Here is a 16,167-nt window from a genome sequence, read left to right as displayed (position 1 = left end):
GGCAAAGAGATGGCACGCATCGACGTCAACCATGTCAGGCATTCCTACCTGCCGAACCCGCAGAAGGATGCCGATTTCGCGCTACGGGAAGTGCATCATGTCTTCGAGGACGGCGGCGCCTATGCGCTGCTCGGGCCCTCCGGTTGCGGCAAGACCACGCTGCTCAACATCATTTCGGGATTGTTGCACCCCTCGCACGGCCAGTTGCTGTTCAACGGCAAGGACGTGACCAATTTGTCGACGCAGGAGCGCAACATCGCGCAGGTGTTCCAGTTCCCGGTCATTTACGACACCATGACCGTCTACGACAATCTGGCCTTCCCGCTGCGCAACCGCGGCGTGCCGGAAGCCGATGTCGACCGCAAGGTTCGCGAGACGCTGGAGATGATCGATCTAGCGTCGTGGGCGAAGAAGAAGGCGAGGGGCCTGACCGCCGACCAGAAGCAGAAGATCTCGCTCGGCCGCGGCCTGGTGCGCTCCGACGTCAACGCCATCCTGTTCGACGAGCCGCTGACCGTCATCGATCCGCACATGAAGTGGGTGCTGCGCTCGCAGCTGAAGCAGTTGCACCGCCGCTTTGGCTACACCATGGTCTATGTGACCCACGACCAGACCGAGGCGCTGACCTTCGCCGAGCAGGTCGTGGTCATGTATGATGGCGGCATCGTGCAGATCGGCACACCGGCCGAATTGTTCGAACGCCCGCGCCATACCTTCGTCGGTTATTTTATCGGCTCGCCGGGCATGAACGTCATGCCGGTGGCAATCGACGGCAAGACGGCGACGCTCGGCTCACAGCGCATCGAACTGCCGGGCGCGCCAAAGGCAGGCAGCGGCGCCGTCGAGCTCGGCATCCGTCCCGAATATGTCCGGCTCGGCCGCGAAGGCATGGCCGTGCAGGTCAGCAAGGTCGAGGATCTCGGCCGCCACAAGGTGGTGCGCGCCAAGCTCGAAGGCCGCGATATCTCTGCCGTGATCGGTGAGGACGAGACCCTGCCCGCCGATCCGAAGGTGCGGTTCGACCCGGCCGGCATCAACATCTATGCCGATTCCTGGCGTGTCGAGATGGAGGCCTAGATGGAGAAGACCTGGAACAACAAGGCCTGGTTCATGGTGCTGCCGGTCCTCCTGCTGGTGGCGTTCTCGGCGGTGATCCCGCTGATGACGGTGGTCAACTATTCGGTGCAGGACACGTTCGGAAACAACGTCTTCTTCTGGAACGGCTCGGACTGGTACACCGAGATCCTGGAGTCGGAACGCTTCTGGCTGTCGATGGTCCGCAACCTGATCTTTTCCGCAACCATCCTCGCCATCGAGATCCCGCTCGGCATCTTCATCGCTCTCAACATGCCCAAGAAAGGCTGGGGCGTGCCGGTCTGCCTGGTGCTGATGGCTCTGCCGCTGCTGATCCCGTGGAACGTCGTCGGCACGATTTGGCAGGTGTTCGGCCGCATCGACATCGGCCTGCTCGGCTATACGCTGTCGTCGCTCGGCTTCGACTACAACTACGTCAACGATCCGACCGACGCCTGGGTGACGGTCATCCTGATGGACGTATGGCACTGGACAAGCCTCGTCGTTCTGCTCTGCTACGCCGGACTGGTCTCGATCCCCGATGCCTTCTATCAGGCGGCCAAGATCGATGGTGCATCGCGCTGGGCAGTGTTCCGCTACATCCAGCTGCCGAAGATGAACCGCGTGCTTCTGATCGCGGTGCTGCTGCGCTTCATGGACTCATTCATGATCTACACCGAGCCGTTCGTCGTCACCGGCGGAGGTCCCGGCAATTCGACGACGTTCCTGTCGATAGACCTGGTCAAGATTGCCATCGGTCAGTTCGATCTCGGGCCGGCGGCCGCCATGTCGATCATCTACTTCCTGATCATCCTTTTGCTGTCTTGGGTGTTCTACACCGTCATGACCAATGTCGATGCGGAGCGCTGAGATGAGCGGCGCCAACGAAGGAACGACGAGGCAGGACCGAGTGCGTGAGACGGCGGTTTCGGACGGGCTCGCCAGCACCTTGTCGCAGGACCAGCTTGCGCGGCTGATGCGCCGGCGCGGCGAAGAATCCCGGTTCTGGTGGTTGGTGCCGACGATCTACATCATCTTTCTGATGCTGCCGATCTACTGGCTGGTCAATATGAGCTTCAAGACCAATCAGGAGATTCTGGGCGCGTTTTCGCTGTGGCCGAAGAGCCCGACCCTGGCCAACTACATCGTGATCTTCACCGACCCGTCCTGGTACAAGGGCTACATCAATTCGATCATCTATGTCGTCATGAACATGGTGATCTCGGTTTCGGTGGCGCTGCCGGCTGCCTACGCTTTCTCGCGCTACCGGTTCCTCGGCGACAAGCACCTCTTCTTCTGGCTGTTGACCAACCGCATGGCGCCGCCGGCAGTGTTCGCGCTGCCATTCTTCCAGCTCTATTCGGCCTTCGGGCTGATCGACACGCATATCGCGGTGGCGCTGGCACACTGCCTGTTCAACGTGCCGCTGGCGGTGTGGATCCTCGAGGGTTTCATGTCCGGCGTGCCGAAGGAGATCGATGAGACCGCCTATATCGATGGCTACTCCTTCCCGCGCTTCTTCCTGAAAATCTTCATGCCGCTGATCGCCAGCGGCGTCGGCGTGGCCTGCTTCTTCTGCTTCATGTTCTCATGGGTCGAGCTGCTGATCGCGCGCACCTTGACCACGACCGCCGCCAAGCCGATCGCGGCGATCATGACGCGCACGGTCTCGGCCTCCGGGCTCGACTGGGGCGTGCTCGCCGCCGCCGGCGTGCTCACCATCCTTCCAGGCGCGCTCGTGATCTGGTTCGTCCGTAATTACATCGCCAAGGGCTTCGCCCTGGGGAGGGTATGACCATGAACCTCACCTGGATGGCATGGACGCTGCCAACGGCGATCTTTTTCATCACGATCCTGGTGCTGCTCTGTGGCATGGCGGTCTGGGAATACGCCTCGCCTGGCGGCAATCCCCGGGTCGGCGTCCTGCGCTTTGAGACGACGCGCGGCGACCGCCTCTTTGTTTCGCTGCTCGGCAGCGCCTTTATCCATCTCGCTTGGCTGGGTCTTGTCGGACCCAACCTGTGGTGGGCTCTCGCTCTCTCCGTAGTCTACGCCGTCGGCGTGTTCCGCTACGTATAGAGGGGGAAACTGTTGGAGCGACCGCGTGCCGACGACCGCTCCAGATCGCACTTGAAACTTGAAAAGTGGAGGAAACGAAATGCGAAGGCAATTTTTAACATCAACGACTGCGCTTGTCCTGCTCTGGGGAGCAGGCCAGGCCTATGCCGGAATGGACGAAGCCAAGACCTTCCTCGATACCGAAATCAAGGACTTGTCGACGCTCGATCGCGCCGGCCAGGAAGCCGAGCTGCAGTGGTTCATCGATGCCGCGAAGCCTTTCGCCGGCATGGACATCAAGGTGGTCTCCGAGACCATCGATACGCATAGCTATGAGTCCAAGGTTCTGGCGCCCGCTTTCACCGCGATCACCGGCATCAAGATCACCCACGACCTGATCGGGGAAGGCGATGTCGTCGAAAAGCTGCAGACGCAGATGCAGTCGGGCGAGAATATCTATGACGCCTACGTCAACGACTCCGACCTGATCGGCACGCACTGGCGCTACCAGCAGGCGCGCAGCCTGACCAAGTGGATGGCGAATGAGGGCAAGGACGTCACTAACCCCAACCTCGACCTCGCCGACTTCATCGGCACCAAGTTCACGACCGCTCCGGACGGCGACCTCTACCAGCTGCCCGACCAGCAGTTCGCGAATCTCTACTGGTTCCGCTACGACTGGTTCAACGACGAGAAGAACAAGGCCGATTTCAAGGCCAAGTACGGCTACGACCTCGGCGTTCCGGTCAACTGGTCGGCCTATGAGGACATCGCCGAGTTCTTCACCGGCCGCGAGATCGACGGCAAGAAGGTCTATGGCCACATGGACTACGGCAAGAAGGATCCGTCGCTCGGCTGGCGGTTCACCGATGCCTGGCTGTCCATGGCCGGCAATGGCGACAAGGGCCTGCCGAACGGTCTTCCGGTCGACGAATGGGGCATCAAGGTCAACGAGAAGTCGCAGCCTGTCGGCTCGTGCGTCGCGCGCGGCGGCGACACCAATGGCCCGGCTTCCGTGTATTCGATCCAGAAGTACCTGGATTGGCTGAAGGCCTATGCCCCGCCGGAAGCCCAAGGCATGACGTTCGGCGAATCCGGCCCCGTCCCGTCGCAGGGCACGGTCGCGCAGCAGATGTTCACTTACACCGCCTTCACTGCCTCCTTCGTCAAGGACGGGCTGCCGGTCGTGAACGCGGACGGCACCCCGAAATGGCGCTTTGCTCCCTCGCCGCATGGCGTCTACTGGAAGGACGGCATGAAGCTCGGCTACCAGGATGTGGGTTCATGGACGCTTCTCAAGTCCACGCCTGACGATCGCGCCAAGGCCGCCTGGCTCTATGCGCAGTTCGTGGTGTCGAAGACGGTCGACGTGAAGAAGAGCCATGTCGGCCTGACGCTCATCCGCGAGTCGACGATCCAGGACAAGAGCTTCACGGAACGCGCTCCGAAGCTCGGCGGCCTGATCGAGTTCTACCGCTCGCCGGCCCGTGTTCAGTGGTCGCCGACCGGAACGAACGTTCCGGACTATCCGAAGCTGGCACAGCTCTGGTGGCAGGCGATCGGCGATGCGTCGTCGGGTGCCAAGACGGCACAGGAGGCGATGGACTCGCTTTGCTCTGAGCAGGAAAAGGTCATGGGACGCCTGGAAAAGGCCGGCATCCAGGGCGACATCGGTCCGAAGATGGCCGAAGAGCATGACCTCGCCTACTGGAACGCCGACGCGGTCAAGAAGGGCAATCTCGCTCCTCAGCTGAAGATCGAGAACGAGAAGGAAAAGCCGGTCACCATCAATTACGACGAGCTGGTGAAGAGCTGGCAGAAGTAAGATTGTTCTAAGCGGGCGTCTGCGCCCGTATGACATTGGGGGGAGGCGGCATCTTGCCGTCTCCCCTGTTTGTGTAAAAGACTAAGCGGGGAGGCATAATGACCAGATATATCCTTGCCATCGACCAGGGCACGACTTCGACCCGGGCGATCCTGTTCGACGGCGAGATGAAGGTCGCCGGCAGTGGGCAAAAGGAATTCGCCCAGCACTATCCGGCCTCCGGCTGGGTCGAGCACGATCCGGAAGATATCTGGGCGAGTGTGGTGTCGACCGTGAAGGCGGCGCTGAAGAAGGCCGGCCGGAATGCTTCCGACGTGGCGGCACTCGGTATCACCAATCAGCGCGAAACAGTCGTCATCTGGGACAAGGCGACCGGCAAGCCGATCCACAATGCCATTGTCTGGCAGGACCGGCGCACCGCGCCGCTGTGCCAGAAACTCAAGAAGCAGGGCCTGGAAAAGACATTCACCAAGAAGACCGGCCTGCTGCTTGATCCCTATTTTTCCGGCACCAAAATCGCTTGGATACTGAACAAGGTGAAGGGTGCGAGAAAACGCGCCGAGAAAGGCGAACTGCTCGCGGGCACCATCGACAGCTTTTTGATCTGGCGGCTGACTGGCGGCAAGGTCCACGCCACGGACGCCACCAACGCCTCGCGCACGCTGGTCTACAACATCGCTGAGAATGCCTGGGACGACGAGCTGCTGTCGATCCTTAACATCCCAGCAAAAATGCTTCCCGAGGTGAAAGACTGCGCCGATGACTATGGAATCACGGAGAAAAATCTCTTTGGCGCCGAGATAAGAATCCTCGGTGTCGCCGGCGACCAGCACGCCGCGACCATCGGCCAGGCCTGCTTCGAGCCAGGCATGATGAAATCGACCTACGGCACCGGCTGTTTTGCGCTCCTCAACACAGGCAGCGACCTGGTGCGTTCGAAAAACCGGCTCTTGACCACCATTGCCTACAGGCTGAACGGCAAGACGACCTATGCGCTGGAAGGGTCGATCTTCATTGCCGGAGCGGCCGTGCAATGGCTGCGCGACGGCATTAAGGTGATCGGCAAGGCCGAGCAGAGCGGCAAACTGGCTGATGAAGCCGATGCGACCCAAAACGTCTATCTGGTGCCGGCCTTCGTCGGGCTCGGCGCGCCGCATTGGGACGCCGAGGCACGCGGCGCCATTTTCGGACTGACGCGCAATTCCGGCCCGGCGGAGTTTGCCCGCGCCGCGCTTGAATCCGTGGCCTACCAGACACGCGACCTGCTCGACGCCATGCGCAAGGACTGGAAGGGGGCTTCGGCCAAGACCGTGCTGCGGGTCGACGGCGGCATGGTGGCGTCGGACTGGACCATGCAGCGTCTGGCCGACATCCTCGATGCACCGGTCGACCGCCCGACCATTCTCGAGACGACCGCGCTCGGTGCAGCCTGGCTGGCCGGCTCGAAAGCTGGCGTTTGGCCGGATGCCAGGAAGTTCGCGAAGAGCTGGGCGCTGGAACGACGCTTCCAGCCGGACATGGATGGCTCCGTGCGCGTAGCCAAGCTCGCTGGTTGGCGCGATGCTGTGCGACGGACGTTGAGCGTGTCATAAACAGCCATCAGTGGTGGGTGATGGGGCGCGAGGAATGCAGCCAGATTGGTATCCTGCTTGGCGCGACGAGGCTATCGAACAGCTGAAGGCCAAAAATGCACGCTCGAACAAGGAGTTTCGCCTCGGCGATTGCTCGCGCTATGACTACGACCTGACGGCCGGAACGGTTCTGTTCTCGCAAGACCGGGTCGCCAAGGTGGTCACCGAGATCCAGATTGTCGGCTCAACGAGCACCGAGGCCGGCAACTGGCTGTGGGCTTGGGCAAATTCAAGCCTGCCCAGCGAGCTCCTCAGCGATGCAAAGCTGGCTCGATCCTTCGTAGAGCAGAATGGCATTGACGAACTGGCCCAAGCCTATGCGACGGATGCGGACAATGCGCTGGAAGTGGTTGGTTGGGAACTCAGTGCGGTGATGGCCCGTATCTGCAATGGGTTGGGTATCTATCGTTGTCCCAACAGAGAGGACGGCGGTGGCTTTTATCTGATGCTCAAGAGCATCAACTGGGCAAGTTGACGGCAACTGTTCTCGTCCGGCCAATCGATCAAAAGCCCGCGCCATTGCCGGCGCGAGCTCCACTCAACGTATCTCAGCTACTTAAACGCGCCTTGATCAGTAAGGCGACCGGCACTCCTTGCGAGGGCCGTAATTCGGCTGGAACGTGTTGTCCGAAGCACGGTAGCTGCGATAGCGATCGTAGCACCACTGGACGTGAGCGTTGCCTCCGTAGACGCGGTTGTTCTCGTTGTTGATGATGGCACCGGTGATCAGCGCGCCAGTCGCGAACGCCGCGAGCGGGAACCAATAATCGCCGTGACGACGGTAGCCGGGGCGATATTCGCGATAGCCGCGATGGCCGTTCCAATACGCGCCGCGATTGCGGGAAAAATTACGGTCGCGCGAAAAACTGCGGTCACGCGAAAAATTGCGATTGTAGCGGTCCTTGCGCCACTCCCGGTACTGGACTGTCTGCACATCCGGCACCGCGGCCTGGGATTGCGGCACATAGTTCGATTGGGCGTTAACCGACACTGCCTCCGCCGCAACGAATGTGGCGGAGAGAGTGGCCGCCAGCAGGCTCGTTGTGATTCTGTTCATTGGTCTTCTCCTCGATGGTTTTGGCGGACGTCCCTGTGCCGGGAAAACGAGCGGCGCATACAATTGTTCCCCAGACTGGATGCCGCTGTCGGGCAGAAATGCCAGTGTTCCCTTGGCTGTTCTCCCACCGATGGCGCAGCTGGCAAGTGTCGCGACAGGGCGAAGCCGCCCGTGTTTGCGAGCCCTTTTTTTCCGGTTGACCGGTCGAGGCACTCTCCCTATGTTCCGCGCAATTTCGAGGGCCGCCTTTCGCCCGCGGGAGCGCGTAGCTCAGCCGGTAGAGCAACTGACTTTTAATCAGTAGGTCATGGGTTCGAATCCCATCGCGCTCACCAAATCCACGCGATAAACTGTCACCCATCTCTCGGGAAGGGCACACCACAACCGGTGGGGAAGCCGTCAACGCTTCCAGAAATCGCGGTGCGGTGCGAGCATCTCGTCGGCGATTTCGGGGAAGGGGCCAAAGACCTCGATCTTTTTCTGGCCGGAATCGAGGACGGTGCGCGAAGAGAGGCTCATCGTCGGATTCTCCGCGTGATCCCCGGTGAGCGCCAGGAGTTCGGTCTCCTCGACCCCGTAAACCAGCCGCCCGATATTGGCCCAATACATCGTACCGGCGCACATGGCGCACGGCTCGAAGGTTGTGACCAGCGTGCATTGCCACAGGAACTCCGACTCGTAGGCTGCCGCGGCGCGCCGGGCGATCTCCGTCTCGGCGTGGCGCACCGTGTCGAGATTGCCTTGCCGCATCAGCACCCGATCGTCCGGCCCGACCAGCACGCAACCAAACGGATGATGCCCATGCGCCGCCGCCTCGCGCGCGACGGCATCGGCGGACCGCAGGTGGGCGAGCATCTGATCGCGGGTCATGGCAAGATCCTGTCATGCCGACATCCACCGATGAGCGGCTGAGCGAGATTGGTGCCAACGGACGCGAGTGGCAAGAGCCAACTTTTGCTTGAGACCTTTGCCTCGGGATATCAGACCTTTGCCCTACAATCGCCGGCCGGTCTTGGCGTCGAACAGATGAGCGCAGGCGCGGCAAAGCGGAAAGCCGGCTGAAAAGGCCATCCTCGCCGAGCTTCTCGAAGGAGTTCGGCGGCGCGAAAATGCGAACAGCGTCAGACGTGGCGGATGATCTCGTCGACCGCCACTGGCGTCGGGCCGAGCGCCTCGACGACGCGGGCGCGGTCGCTTTCGCCGGGCGGTGGTGTGGCCGAGAAGTCGGGCGGCTCTTCGAACGGCGGCACGTCGGGCGCCCGCATGCCGGTCAGCGGAGCGATCGCCCTGGAAATATCCGATGCCTCGGTGACCAGGGTGGCGCCATCCTTGAGTAGGCCGTTGGTACCGGCGGCGCGTGGATCGAGCGGTGAGCCTGGTACAGCGAAGACCAGTCGGCCCATTTCGCCGGCAAGCCTGGCGCTGATCAGGGAGCCCGAGCGTTGCGCTGCCTCGACCACCACCAGCCCAAGGACCGCACCCGCGACAAGGCGGTTGCGGCGCGGAAAATCCTGGGCGCGCGGCTGCCAGCCGAACGGCATTTCCGAGATGATGGCGCCACGCTCGGCGATTTCCTCGCACAGGCCGGCATTTTCAGGCGGGTAAGGCAGGTCGAGGCCGCCGGCCAGGACGCCGATCGTGCCGGTCGCCAGGCTGCCCTGATGCGCCGCCGTGTCGATGCCGCGCGCCAGGCCGGAGACGATAGCGTAGCCGTCGCGGCCGAGGTCGGCCGCCAGCATGCGTGCCATCTTGATGCCGGCCAGGGACGCGTTGCGTGCCCCAACGATGGCGACACCCGGCAGCCGAAAAACAGCTGCGTTGCCCTTTACCGCCAGCAACGGCGGCGGATGGTCCATGTTGCGCAATAGGGGTGGGTAATCTGCTTCACCGATCCCGACAAAGCGGGCGCCGGCCTTTCCGGCTAATTCCAGTTCGGCCTCGGCTTCGGCAACGGAAGGGATGCGAGCGATCCGGATGGCGCCGCCTGAAATCATCAGTTCCGGCAATATCTCCAGCGCCACCTCGGCCGAACCGAAACGGTTGATGAGGTCGCGAAAGGATGCGGGGCCGACATTCTTGGTGCGGATCAGCCGCAGCCAGCTCAGCCGCTGCCGGTCGCTGAGACGCGGCCCGGCGGCCGGCCCACTCACCACGGCGGCAGGCTCGCTCACCCCTTGGCTCCGATCTTGCCCTCGGTGCCGGCAAGCAGGCGCGAAATGTTTTCCCGGTGCTTGATGAAAACGATGATGCTCATCACCACGAACAAGGCCGCATTCTGCGGTGTGCTCAGGACGTAGAGGGCGATCGGCACGATGACCGCCGCCGTCAGCGCCGCCAGCGAGGAATAACGGAACAGGAAAGCCATCACCAGCCAGGCGACGGCAAAGATCAGCGCCACCTGCCAGGCAAGGCCGATCAGCACGCCGAGATAGGTGGCGACGCCCTTGCCGCCCTTGAAACCGAGCCAGACCGGGAAGAGATGACCGAGAAAGGCGCCGAGACCGGCCCAGATCGCCAGGTCAGGCGCGAAATGGCCTGCTATCAGCACGGCGACCGTGCCCTTCAGCGCGTCAAGCAGCAGCGTCGCGGCGGCAAGGGCCTTGTTGCCGGTGCGCAGAACATTGGTGGCACCGATATTGCCGGAGCCGATCTTGCGCACATCGCCAAGGCCGGCCGCGCGGGTGAGCAGGAGCCCGAACGGAATCGAGCCAAGCAAATAGCCGAACACGAGCGCTGGGATGAGGCTGTAAATCATTGTTTCCCCCGCATTTCCCCAGTTCGGCCGGATCAGGCGCGATGCGCCGTGGCCGGTTCAGGCGGAAAACACTGTGCGGCCCGCAACCAGCGTTTGCAAGACCTTGCCTTGCAGCCGCGCGCCTTCGAAACAGGTGTTTTTCGAGCGCGAACGAATGCCGCTTTCGCTGACGATCCAGGGCTCGTCGAGGTCGACAAGCGCAAGATCGGCGACAGCACCCGGCTTCAGCGTGCCGCCGGGCAGGCCGAACAGTTTTGCCGGAGCGGTGGACAGGGTTTCGATCAGCCGGAGCAACGGCACATCGCCATTGTGATAGAGCCGCAATGCCGCGCCCAGCAGCGTCTCCAGCCCGATGGCGCCGGCCGCCGCATCGGCAAAGGGCAGGCGCTTGGTGTCGACATCCTGCGGATCGTGCGAGGAGACGATGATGTCGATCGTGCCGTCCCTGACCGCTTCGATCATTGCCAGACGGTCTTCCTCAGCGCGCAAAGGTGGCGTCAGGCGGAAGAAGGTGCGGTATTCGCCGACATCGTTTTCATTGAGCGACAGATTGTGGATCGCCACGCCTGACGTCACCGTCGCCCCGTCGGCTTTCGCACGTGTGACGGCGTTTGCTGCCATCGCCGTCGAGATCTTTGCTGCATGGTACGAACCATGCGTCAGCCGCGCCAGGGCCAGATCGCGCTCCAGCGGGATGGATTCGGCTTCGCGCGGAATGCCGGAGAGGCCCAGCCAGCTGGCGTAGAGGCCCTCGTTCATCACGCCGGACGAACCGAGGTCCGCATCCTGCGTCTCATGCACGATGGTGGCGCCGAAGTCGCGTGCATAGGTCAGCGCGCGGCGCATCACCAGCGCGCTCGATATGGTGTGGCGGCCATCGGTAAAGGCGACGGCGCCTGCTTCGCGCAGCAGGCCGAACTCGGTCATTTCGCGCCCGTCGAGGCCCTTGGTGATCGCCGCCGCTGGAAAGACGTTGACGATGGCCGTGTCCTTGGCCGTGCGCAGCACGAACTCGACCAGCGCCACATTGTCGATCACCGGATCGGTGTCGGGCATCATGACGATGGAGGTGACGCCGCCGGCCGCCGCCGCGACACTTGCCGACGCGATAGTCTCGCGATGCTCGCCGCCCGGTTCACCGATGAAGACCCGGCCGTCGATCAGGCCTGGAATGATCGCCTTGCCGGCGCAGTCGATAACGGTTGCGCCCTCGGGCGCGCCCTGGTTTAGCGCCGCCTTGCCGGCGGCAACGATCTTACGGCCGTCGACGATGACGGCGCCGACTTCGTCGATGCCGCGCGACGGGTCGACGATGCGGGCGCGCTCGAAGACCGTTATGCTCATGCGCCGCGGCCTTCATGATTGCGGCGCGGGTCAAGCAGCGCTTCCATGACGGCCATGCGCACGGCGACGCCCATTTCGACCTGTTCCTGGATGACGCTCTGCGGACCGTCGGCGATTTCCGAGGCGATCTCGACGCCGCGGTTCATCGGCCCGGGGTGCATCACCAGCGCATCGCCCTTGGCCGCCTTCAGTTTTTCCGCATCGAGGCCGAAATAGCGGAAATACTCGCGCACCGAAGGCACGAACGCGCCTTCCATGCGCTCGCGCTGCAGGCGCAGCATCATCACCACATCGGCGTCCTTGAGGCCCTCGGCCATCGAGCGGGTGACGATGACGCCCATCTTCTCGATGCCGGTGGGCAGAAGCGTCGACGGTGCGACGACGCGCACCTGCGCGCCGAGCGCGTTGAGCAGCATGATGTTGGAACGTGCCACGCGCGAATGCAGGATGTCGCCGCAGATTGCCACGATGAGCTTCGACAGCGGGCCCTTGGCGCGACGAATGGTCAGCGCATCGAGCAGCGCCTGTGTCGGGTGTTCATGCGCGCCGTCGCCGGCATTGACGACGGAGCAGCCGACCTTCTGCGCCAGAAGCGCGGCCGCACCGGCCGATTGGTGACGGATGATCAATATGTCGGGCCGCATCGCATTCAGCGTCATCGCCGTATCGATGAGCGTTTCGCCCTTCTTCACCGAAGAACTCGCAACCGACATGTTCATCACATCGGCGCCGAGCCGCTTTCCGGCCAACTCGAACGACGACTGCGTGCGCGTCGAGGCTTCATAAAAGAGGTTGATCTGTGTGCGGCCGCGCAGCGTCGAGGTTTTCTTCTCGGACTGCCGCGAGATCGCGACCGCTCGGTCCGCCCTGTCGAGCAACAGCTCGATATCGGCGGGGGAAAGGTCGCGGATGCCCAGAAGATGGCGATGAGGATAGGGGGACGAAGCGTCGGTCATCTCAAGGCGCTGCTATAGGGTGGAGACTTTGCGGCTGCAAGCGCCAGCTTTGCATTGCAGCCGTTCTCCTCAATTTTTCGTATAGATGGCCGATTGTATCGGCCGGTATTTTCATCGCGCGCGCTGCATGGCTTGGCTATATCTAGCCGACAGCCTCGGATTCGTGGCTTTCTGACGATAGAGGGATTGGGCGTGACCGACGACGTGACGAACCAGCCGCCGCCGCTGACGGGCGGCAACGCCTGGCGGGGCGATCCGTTGCTGATCCAGCTCGCGGAGCGTTTTTCCGATCCGGTGCGCAAAGATCTCGACGGTCTCGGCCGCTTCGTGCTGACGCAGGAGGCGCAGGAACTGGCGCGCCTCGCCAATGTCGAGACGCCGAAGCTCAGGACGCATGATCGCCAGGGACGGCGCATCGACGTGGTCGAGTTCCATCCCGCCTATCACGCCTTGATGCGCCGCTCTGTGGCCAACGGGCTGCATTCCTCGGTGTGGGAGAACGGCGACACCGAGATCGGCCGCCGCCATCAAGTCCGTGCCGCCCGGTTTTATCTGACGGCGGAGCTCGAGACCGGGCATCTGTGCCCCATCACCATGACCAACGCTTCGCTGGCGGCCTTGATGGCCAGCCCAAAACTGTTTCGCGAATGGGCGCCGCGCGTGACGACGCGCAAATACGACCAGAGCCAGAAACCGCCGGTCGAGAAGACCGGGCTGACGCTCGGCATGGGCATGACCGAGAAGCAGGGCGGCACCGATGTGCGCGCCAATGTGACGAGGGCGGAACGCGCCGGCAGCGGTTTTTATCGTCTGACGGGGCACAAATGGTTCATGTCGGCGCCGATGTCGGATGCGTTCCTGGTGCTGGCGCAGGCGCCGGAGGGGCTGTCGTGCTTCCTCGTGCCGCGCGTTCTCGGTGACGGTTCGGGCAACGGCTTCCGCTTTCAGCGACTGAAGGACAAGCTCGGCAACCGTTCCAACGCCTCCTCCGAAGTCGAATTCGTCAATGCCATCGGCGAGATGGTCGGCGAACCCGGTGCCGGTGTGAAGACGATCATGGACATGGTCACCCTGACCCGGCTCGATTGTGCCATCGCCTCGTCGGCGATCATGCGCGCGGGCCTCGCCGAGGCCGTTCACCACGCCCGCCATCGCCAGGTGTTCGGTTCGACCCTGATCGAGCAGCCGTTGATGCAGCGCGTTCTGGCCGACATGGCGCTCGACGTCGCCGCCGCCACCGCGCTGTCGTTCCGGCTGGCGCGGTCCTTCGACGAGGCGGCCAGCGATCGCGGCGAGGCGGCGTTTGCCCGGGCCATGACGCCGGTCGTCAAATACTGGGTCTGCAAGATCGCGCCCCCGCTGCTCTATGAGGCGATGGAGTGCCTAGGCGGCAACGGCTACGTCGAGGAGGCGCCACTCGCCCGCTACTATCGCGAGGCCCCGGTCAACGCGATCTGGGAAGGCTCGGGCAATGTCATGGCGCTTGATGTGCTGCGCGTGCTCGGCCGTGCGCCCGGCCTGTTCGAGGATGTGCTGGCCGGCATCGACCGTGATCTCGGCGCCGGCGGACGCGGCACGATCGGCGTTCTGAAGGCGGCGATGCAGGTTGCCTCAACCGACGAAGGTTCGGCCCGGCTGCTGACCGAGCAGTTGGCACTGTCGGCTGCGGCGGCGGAATTGCGCCGCCTGGGGGCAGGGCGGATCGCCGACGCTTTCGTCGAGACGCGTTTGGCCGGCCAATGGCGCAACACCTATGGCATGATCGATTCGCGCCACGATGCATGCATGATCATCGACACGCTCTATCCGCCGGTGAACTGAGCGGCGAGCATCGCAAAAATCGGCGCCATCCACAGTTTTGACGCGTTGGCGGCATCCTCACGCGTATGGCTAATCACTGTTAACCTTAACAAATGGTTTCCGTTGCGATGGCGGACGGCAAGGCCCACTGTCCCGGCGCGAGCAGGGAATGGTTCAGATTGGCCGTCTCTTGCTTTGCGAAGCAGGAACACCGATGCGACAGGTACTGACCTCTTTTCTGGCCTTGCACTGGGCGATTGTTTTCGCCCTGCTTGCGCTCATCTGCATCGACGGAAACCGGGGTGTGGCGGCGGCACTCGGCGTGCTGGGCACCACAATCGAGGGTACCCGCTTCGTCGACCTCGACAATTTCGTTGTCGTGGCGCCGCTCGCCACCGCATTGCTTGTCGTCGCGGTTCTGTTTTTCTGGGCCTTTGTCGAAGCCCTGGTCAACGACGCGACCAGTCCCGGCGCCGACAGCGTCGCCCGCATCGCCTTCATCTGCGCGTCCGGCATGTTGTCGCTGATCGTCATCGGAGGTGCTGCGCAAGGCATCAACGGGCTGTTCATGGCGGTTGCCGTGCAGCTGACGGCACTTCTGGCGTCCTATGTCGCCATGCTTGCCGAGCGGCGGTCCGTGGTTGTGGCAGCGGCTTCCGGCGAAAGCGAGATCCATGCCGTCGCGCATGACATGGCAAAAGCCGCGGCTCACAATTCGCTGCTCTCACTCATATCAGGCCGAACGGTCTCCAAGACCGGCTCCAATCACAGGGGAGGCCGCTGATGCGTTACATCTTCGGGTTCTGGGCGGCGCCGATGGCGATTTTCTGGGGCTGGTTCTATCTGTCGGCCAACGACATCAATTTCGGCTACACGATGCTCAGCCGACAGATGCACGACTTCTTCTTCCAGCTCTATGGTCAGATGCTCGGCATCGATCCGGCGATCATTCCCGGCATGGTGGCGAAGACGTGCGTCTTCGACGGGTTGCTGCTGATGGCGCTTTGGGCTTTCCGCCGTCGCCGCGAAATCGCCGGCTGGGTCAAACAGCGCTGGGCGGGTCCGGTTCCGTTCGAGCGGATGCGTGGAGCGACTGAAGCCGGTCCAAAACTCCCTGCAGAATAAACGCGGCTGCCGCCGAATCGATCTTGCCGGCGCGCTTGCGGCGCGAGAAATCCATCTCGATCAGCGTCCTTTCGGCCGCGACCGTCGATAGTCTCTCATCCCAGAGCACGAAGGGCAGGTCGCTCATCTGGGCCATGTTGCGAACGAAGGCGCGCGATTTCTGCGCACGCGGACCTTCCGAACCGTCCATGTTGATCGGCAGCCCAATCACCACCGCGCCGGCATTCTCCTTCCGCAGCAAGGCGAGCAGCACCGCCGCATCGAGCGAGAATTTCCTTCGCATGATGACCGGGCGCGGATGGGCGAAGGAAAATCTCTGATCCGAGACCGCGACGCCGATCGTCTTGTCGCCGAGGTCAAGTCCCGCCAGCGTCTTGCCGCCGGTCAGCCGCGCCGGCAATTCCTCGATCGTGATAATGCCCACCGGCCGTCCTTCGCCTTTCACCACCACGTGTTTTGTCAAACGCGTGGTGGACACAGTAACCCTTTGATCTCGGGGCCGTCGGCGTTCTATCCTTTGGCAAGATAAAAATCGAGGAATG

Annotated in this window: 17 protein-coding genes and 1 tRNA gene; 11 read left to right on the top strand and 7 right to left on the bottom strand. The window is 62.7% G+C overall.

Annotated features, from left to right (window positions below; genetic code table 11):
• Nucleotides 1-9: 9 nt before the first annotated feature.
• From EJ079_RS25435 to EJ079_RS25405, 7 genes are all read left to right on the top strand, one after another.
• Nucleotides 10-1,077 carry an ABC transporter ATP-binding protein gene (locus EJ079_RS25435; protein ID WP_023812976.1) on the top strand — a complete coding sequence of 356 codons (1,068 nt, stop codon included), beginning with the start codon at nt 10-12 and terminating at the stop codon, nt 1,075-1,077.
• The gene (locus EJ079_RS25430) at nt 1,078-1,944 is read left to right on the top strand and encodes a sugar ABC transporter permease (RefSeq protein ID WP_127272310.1); all 867 of its coding nucleotides are present in this window, start codon (nt 1,078-1,080) and stop codon (nt 1,942-1,944) included. It begins immediately after the preceding gene.
• Between the two features lies 1 nt (nt 1,945).
• Entirely contained in the window at nt 1,946-2,869 is a 924-nt protein-coding gene (locus tag EJ079_RS25425) for a carbohydrate ABC transporter permease (RefSeq protein ID WP_027036701.1), read from the top strand.
• Nucleotides 2,870-2,871: 2 nt separating this feature from the next.
• Nucleotides 2,872-3,153 carry a DUF2160 domain-containing protein gene (locus tag EJ079_RS25420; protein ID WP_127269597.1) on the top strand — a complete coding sequence of 94 codons (282 nt, stop codon included), beginning with the start codon at nt 2,872-2,874 and terminating at the stop codon, nt 3,151-3,153.
• A gap of 79 nt (nt 3,154-3,232) precedes the next feature.
• Entirely contained in the window at nt 3,233-4,957 is a 1,725-nt protein-coding gene (locus tag EJ079_RS25415; RefSeq protein ID WP_127810485.1) for an ABC transporter substrate-binding protein, read from the top strand.
• A 98-nt stretch (nt 4,958-5,055) separates the two neighbouring features.
• Nucleotides 5,056-6,549 carry a glycerol kinase GlpK gene (gene glpK / locus EJ079_RS25410; protein WP_127810484.1) on the top strand — a complete coding sequence of 498 codons (1,494 nt, stop codon included), beginning with the start codon at nt 5,056-5,058 and terminating at the stop codon, nt 6,547-6,549.
• A 34-nt stretch (nt 6,550-6,583) separates the two neighbouring features.
• The gene (locus tag EJ079_RS25405; RefSeq protein ID WP_127810483.1) at nt 6,584-7,063 is read left to right on the top strand and encodes a DUF6882 domain-containing protein; all 480 of its coding nucleotides are present in this window, start codon (nt 6,584-6,586) and stop codon (nt 7,061-7,063) included.
• A 96-nt stretch (nt 7,064-7,159) separates the two neighbouring features.
• Here EJ079_RS25405 and EJ079_RS25400 read toward each other — a convergent pair whose 3' ends face one another.
• Nucleotides 7,160-7,645, bottom strand: a complete 486-nt coding sequence (locus tag EJ079_RS25400; protein WP_127810482.1) for a BA14K family protein — start codon at nt 7,643-7,645, stop codon at nt 7,160-7,162.
• A 259-nt stretch (nt 7,646-7,904) separates the two neighbouring features.
• Between EJ079_RS25400 and EJ079_RS25395 the strand changes: the two genes are divergently transcribed.
• Nucleotides 7,905-7,980 (top strand) — tRNA-Lys (locus EJ079_RS25395).
• Between the two features lie 64 nt (nt 7,981-8,044).
• On the opposite strand, the gene EJ079_RS25390 is transcribed toward EJ079_RS25395, so the two are convergent.
• From EJ079_RS25390 to EJ079_RS25370, 5 genes are all read right to left on the bottom strand, one after another.
• Nucleotides 8,045-8,515: a nucleoside deaminase gene (locus tag EJ079_RS25390; protein WP_127810481.1), complete on the bottom strand. Its 471-nt coding sequence runs from the start codon at nt 8,513-8,515 to the stop codon at nt 8,045-8,047.
• 251 nt (nt 8,516-8,766) lie between these two features.
• Complete coding sequence (dprA, locus tag EJ079_RS25385) at nt 8,767-9,795, bottom strand: DNA-processing protein DprA (RefSeq protein WP_245481905.1); 1,029 nt, start codon at nt 9,793-9,795, stop codon at nt 8,767-8,769.
• 17 nt (nt 9,796-9,812) lie between these two features.
• Nucleotides 9,813-10,400, bottom strand: a complete 588-nt coding sequence (gene plsY / locus EJ079_RS25380; RefSeq protein ID WP_127810480.1) for a glycerol-3-phosphate 1-O-acyltransferase PlsY — start codon at nt 10,398-10,400, stop codon at nt 9,813-9,815.
• Nucleotides 10,401-10,457: 57 nt separating this feature from the next.
• A complete protein-coding gene (locus EJ079_RS25375; protein ID WP_127810479.1) occupies nt 10,458-11,744 on the bottom strand; it encodes a dihydroorotase in 1,287 nt (428 codons plus the stop codon).
• The gene (locus tag EJ079_RS25370; protein WP_127327334.1) at nt 11,741-12,700 is read right to left on the bottom strand and encodes an aspartate carbamoyltransferase catalytic subunit; all 960 of its coding nucleotides are present in this window, start codon (nt 12,698-12,700) and stop codon (nt 11,741-11,743) included. The genes EJ079_RS25375 and EJ079_RS25370 overlap by 4 nt, the downstream gene beginning before the upstream one ends.
• 192 nt (nt 12,701-12,892) lie before the next feature.
• Between EJ079_RS25370 and EJ079_RS25365 the strand changes: the two genes are divergently transcribed.
• The 3 genes from EJ079_RS25365 to EJ079_RS25355 all read left to right on the top strand — a co-directional run bounded on the left by EJ079_RS25365 (nt 12,893) and on the right by EJ079_RS25355 (nt 15,625).
• A complete protein-coding gene (locus EJ079_RS25365; RefSeq protein ID WP_127810478.1) occupies nt 12,893-14,521 on the top strand; it encodes a DNA alkylation response protein in 1,629 nt (542 codons plus the stop codon).
• Nucleotides 14,522-14,714: 193 nt separating this feature from the next.
• Complete coding sequence (locus tag EJ079_RS25360) at nt 14,715-15,284, top strand: hypothetical protein (protein WP_127810477.1); 570 nt, start codon at nt 14,715-14,717, stop codon at nt 15,282-15,284.
• On the top strand, nt 15,284-15,625 hold the full coding sequence (locus EJ079_RS25355; RefSeq protein WP_127272493.1) for a DUF6105 family protein: 342 nt from the start codon (nt 15,284-15,286) through the stop codon (nt 15,623-15,625). The genes EJ079_RS25360 and EJ079_RS25355 overlap by 1 nt, the downstream gene beginning before the upstream one ends.
• Here the strand turns inward: EJ079_RS25355 and ruvX are convergent.
• Nucleotides 15,543-16,049 carry a Holliday junction resolvase RuvX gene (ruvX, locus tag EJ079_RS25350; protein ID WP_023812961.1) on the bottom strand — a complete coding sequence of 169 codons (507 nt, stop codon included), beginning with the start codon at nt 16,047-16,049 and terminating at the stop codon, nt 15,543-15,545. The two genes, EJ079_RS25355 and ruvX, sit on opposite strands and share 83 nt — an antisense overlap.
• Nucleotides 16,050-16,167 lie beyond the last annotated feature (118 nt).

Source organism: Mesorhizobium sp. M7A.F.Ce.TU.012.03.2.1 (assembly GCF_004006095.1).
Taxonomy (GTDB): domain Bacteria; phylum Pseudomonadota; class Alphaproteobacteria; order Rhizobiales; family Rhizobiaceae; genus Mesorhizobium.
The sequence above is the reverse complement of the archived record's forward strand: the minus strand, read 5'-3'. Positions and strand labels throughout refer to the sequence as shown.

Coding starts and splice junctions, on each gene's coding strand:
- EJ079_RS25400 (WP_127810482.1), bottom strand. CDS start 7,645: ATGAACAGAATCACAACGAGCCTGCTGGCGGCCACTCTCTCCGCCACA.
- EJ079_RS25360 (WP_127810477.1), top strand. CDS start 14,715: ATGCGACAGGTACTGACCTCTTTTCTGGCCTTGCACTGGGCGATTGTT.
- EJ079_RS25405 (WP_127810483.1), top strand. CDS start 6,584: ATGCAGCCAGATTGGTATCCTGCTTGGCGCGACGAGGCTATCGAACAG.
- EJ079_RS25430 (WP_127272310.1), top strand. CDS start 1,078: ATGGAGAAGACCTGGAACAACAAGGCCTGGTTCATGGTGCTGCCGGTC.
- EJ079_RS25370 (WP_127327334.1), bottom strand. CDS start 12,700: ATGACCGACGCTTCGTCCCCCTATCCTCATCGCCATCTTCTGGGCATC.
- plsY (WP_127810480.1), bottom strand. CDS start 10,400: ATGATTTACAGCCTCATCCCAGCGCTCGTGTTCGGCTATTTGCTTGGC.
- EJ079_RS25355 (WP_127272493.1), top strand. CDS start 15,284: ATGCGTTACATCTTCGGGTTCTGGGCGGCGCCGATGGCGATTTTCTGG.
- EJ079_RS25390 (WP_127810481.1), bottom strand. CDS start 8,515: ATGACCCGCGATCAGATGCTCGCCCACCTGCGGTCCGCCGATGCCGTC.
- EJ079_RS25420 (WP_127269597.1), top strand. CDS start 2,872: ATGAACCTCACCTGGATGGCATGGACGCTGCCAACGGCGATCTTTTTC.
- EJ079_RS25375 (WP_127810479.1), bottom strand. CDS start 11,744: ATGAGCATAACGGTCTTCGAGCGCGCCCGCATCGTCGACCCGTCGCGC.
- EJ079_RS25425 (WP_027036701.1), top strand. CDS start 1,946: ATGAGCGGCGCCAACGAAGGAACGACGAGGCAGGACCGAGTGCGTGAG.
- EJ079_RS25415 (WP_127810485.1), top strand. CDS start 3,233: ATGCGAAGGCAATTTTTAACATCAACGACTGCGCTTGTCCTGCTCTGG.
- glpK (WP_127810484.1), top strand. CDS start 5,056: ATGACCAGATATATCCTTGCCATCGACCAGGGCACGACTTCGACCCGG.
- EJ079_RS25435 (WP_023812976.1), top strand. CDS start 10: ATGGCACGCATCGACGTCAACCATGTCAGGCATTCCTACCTGCCGAAC.